Origin of the sequence: Methanospirillum sp. (genome assembly GCF_028679455.1) — an archaeon.
Classification (GTDB): Archaea; Halobacteriota; Methanomicrobia; order Methanomicrobiales; family Methanospirillaceae; genus Methanospirillum.
Window position 1 is genome coordinate 1 of the sequence record NZ_JAJRBM010000135.1, and the last position, 3,585, is coordinate 3,585.

Sequence of the window (3,585 nt, forward strand, 5' to 3'; positions counted from 1 at the left end):
CAGCCTATATCAATGAGAAAAATCCCGACCTGCTCACCGGCTGGAATTTTACTGATTTCGATCTTCCCTTCATCCTCGGGAGAATAAGAAAACTCAATATTCCGGGAGACGTTCTGGCAAGGCTGAAAGGACCATCCGAACGAAGTACCATCCGTGGAAGGGTTGAATTTGATCTGCTTGCTGCATACAAACGGATGCAGAGTTCAAAACTCGATTCATACCGGCTTGATGCGGTGGGAGAGCGGGAAGTAGGAGATGTGAAGGCCTTTCATTACTCCCCAGGAATGACCTCATCATTCTGGAAAGAGAGTCCTGCCCAGCTCATTGAATATAACTATAAAGATGTCGAACTCTGTGTCAAGATCAACCAGAAGAACAGCATCATTGAATTTTATCAGGAGATTTCAAGGTATGTCGGATGCCCACTCGACCGGACCCTGAACTCCTCAAACGTCATCGACATTTACATTCTGCGTAAAGCGTTTGGAAGATTTATCCTGCCATCAAAAGGATATGCCGCAGGTGATGAATTTGAGGGAGCAACCGTTTTTGATCCAAGTCACGGACTGAAAGAAAATGTCGTGGTTCTGGATCTGAAATCCCTGTATCCGATGGCGATGATGACGATCAACGCCTCTCCAGAGACCAAAGATCCTGAAGGTGACCTGATAGCTCCGAATGGAATCAGGTTCAAATCTCATCCTGACGGGCTGACCAGAAGCATCATTAGTGAACTCCTGAAAGAACGTGATGAAAAGAAAAATACGCGGAATTTGTATCCGTTTGGATCGCAGGAGTATCATCTCTATGATATGCAACAGAACGTGATCAAGGTGATCATGAACACCTACTACGGGGTGAGCGGATACTCGCGGTTCAGACTCTATGACCGTGAGATAGGCGCAGCTGTCACCTCGGTTGGCAGGGCAATCATCGAACATACCAGATCGATCATCGAATCAAAAGGGTTTTCAGTGATCTACGGGGATACCGATTCCTGTATGGTGCAGTTACCACCCGGAGATCTGGAACAGACCATTCACATAGCCAGATCAATTGAGAAGGAACTGAACGAAAGTTATGATCAGTTTGCTAGGGATGTCCTCCATGCGGATCATCACTTTTTCTCGATCAAATTCGAGAAAGTATACCGTCGATTCTTCCAGGGCGGGAAGAAGAAACGGTATGCAGGCAACCTCATCTGGAAGGAGGGAAAGGATGTGAATGAGATTGACATGGTCGGGTTTGAAGCAAAACGATCAGACTCACCACTCCTGACCCGTGAAGTAATGAAAGAGGTGATGAACAGGATCCTGAAAGGAGCCGAACTCCCTGAGATTAAACAGTATCTCGGAGAAATCATTCGCAAATACCGCTCGGGTGGATATCCACTTGATGAGATCGGCATCCCCGGAGGAATTGGGAAAGGACTTGCAGATTATGACATTGCTGATGCCCAGATTAGGGGAGCTAAGTACGCGAACGAAAATCTGGGGATGAACTTTGGGAAAGGGAGTAAACCCAAGCGGCTCTATATCAAATCAGTTTCAGGCAAATATCCAAAGACCGATGTGGTCTGTTTTGAGTACGGGGATCAGGTGCCGTCTGAATTCATCGTTGATCACGAACTCATGCTTGATAAAACGATCAAACAACCGATATCGAGGATCCTTGAACCCATCGGATGGACATGGACTGATATGGATCCCACCCGAACCACGCTATCTGATTTTTTCTGATAATAATGGATATGAACATACAGATTCCCAGGATCGTCATAGCCGGAATCCATAGTAACTGCGGTAAGACAACCGTTGCACGTGGTCTGATGGCGGCCCTGGTTAAACGGGGTTTTAATGTTCAGCCGTTTAAGATAGGACCCGACTTTATCGATCCCAGCCACCATACCAGCATCTGCGGCAGAGTATCACGTAATCTCGACCCCGTGATGATGGGAGAACCGCAAGTAATGGAGACCTTCATCAATACCTGTAACGGAGCAGACATTGCGGTCATTGAAGGGGTGATGGGGATGTACGACGGACAGGACGGGACCTGGGAGGGCAGTACTGCTCATGTTGCCCGAATACTTGAAGCTCCGGTGATCCTGGTCATCCCGGTGAGCGGGATGTCAGGCAGTGTACACGCTATAGCCGAGGGATTCAGCAAGCACGATCCACAGACAAGACTGGCAGGGGTGGTCCTGAATATGGTCGGAAGCCCCAGGCACAAAGCACTCCTGCAGGTAAGAAAATCAGTTGAACAACTTGGTTTCATACCAGTGACCAGCGATCTGGAGATTGGAAGCAGACACTTGGGGCTTTACATGGGGGAAGAGATGGAGATCCCGGAGGGATTGGCAACTCTCCTCGAAGAGCATGCCGATGTATCAAAAATTATCAGTATCGCGAGAACCGCTCCCCCTCTGACGTGGGAAGAGGGCTTCGAAACTTCTGACCCCGCAATGGTTCGTATCGCGGTAGCCAGAGACTCCGCATTCTGTTTTTATTACCAGGACAATCTGGACAGACTCAGAAGACATGGGGCTGATCTGATCTTTTTCAGTCCTGTGAGTGACAGCCTCCCTCAGGTTGATATGATCTATCTGGGAGGAGGATACCCGGAGTTGTATGCACAGGATCTTGAGAACGGTCCTGCCAGGGACCAGATTAAGACAGCCGGAGAGGCGGGGATGCCGATATATGCCGAGTGTGGCGGACTCATGTATCTGGGTAGGGGGATCACCGGAATAGAGGGAAGAAGATCTACATGGACCGGTCTTCTCCCTGCTGAAGCAGTCATGGAGAAACGATTTCAGGCACTCAACTATACAGTTGGGATTTTTTCAGGGGGTCCATCGGTTGCACCTGCAGGAACCGGGATCCAGGGGCATGAATTCCATTATTCACGGCTTAACCCGGACCGCGATGCCAGGTATGCAATAGATCTCTCACGGGGGAAAGGTATCACCGATGGAAAGGACGGGATGTATACAGAAAACTGTATGGGTTCGTATACTCATGCGTACTTTTCAGAAAAAATGACGGCGGGGCTTATCAGGGCAGCCCGGATATACCAGAACCGGTAACTATCCAAAACAGGATATTTCGCGTTCCGGATCAGAGAACAGTTCTGAGTTTCTGTCCAAAGACCGGGAAGAAATCTTTTTTTCGTGACATTACACCAGAAAGTTCGACCGGTTGGCGGCCATACCCAATCCGTTCCAGCAAACTGGCATCTCCAGTTGCATAGAGATAACTCACCTGTCCTATGACATCGGTGAAGAGTACAATGTACAGGTCAACACCGGTTTTCTGTCGAAGCACGGACAACGCTTCTCTTATCTCTTCGTCGTGAGCGGTATGGTACTGATCTGATGCGGTCATCACCTGGGCGATGACAACTGCCTTCTCATAAAGGGTGTATTCTTTCACATCACGGGTGAGCAATTCCTCTGGAGGTACCAGATCAAGGTCCATACCCTTCTGAATTAACGTACTGCCAAACTCCACCGGATCGCGATCGATAAGCCTGGAGAGGTATTCTACTGCCTCCCGATCCCGTGCAGTAGTGGTTGACATCTTC

At 48.8% G+C, this 3,585-nt stretch carries 3 protein-coding genes; 2 read left to right on the forward strand and 1 reads right to left on the reverse strand.

Features of this window, described 5'->3' with window-relative positions:
- Together LUQ50_RS04595 and LUQ50_RS04600 are read left to right on the forward strand one after the other, a co-directional pair.
- On the forward strand, positions 1-1,739 hold a 1,739-nt coding region (locus LUQ50_RS04595; protein WP_300036863.1), incomplete at its 5' end, for a DNA-directed DNA polymerase.
- 11 nt (positions 1,740-1,750) lie between these two features.
- Positions 1,751-3,088: a cobyrinate a,c-diamide synthase gene (locus tag LUQ50_RS04600; protein ID WP_300036865.1), complete on the forward strand. Its 1,338-nt coding sequence runs from the start codon at positions 1,751-1,753 to the stop codon at positions 3,086-3,088.
- 31 nt (positions 3,089-3,119) lie between these two features.
- Here the strand turns inward: LUQ50_RS04600 and LUQ50_RS04605 are convergent.
- A partial coding sequence (locus tag LUQ50_RS04605; protein WP_367278958.1) for a DHHA2 domain-containing protein occupies positions 3,120-3,585 on the reverse strand: 466 nt, incomplete at its 5' end.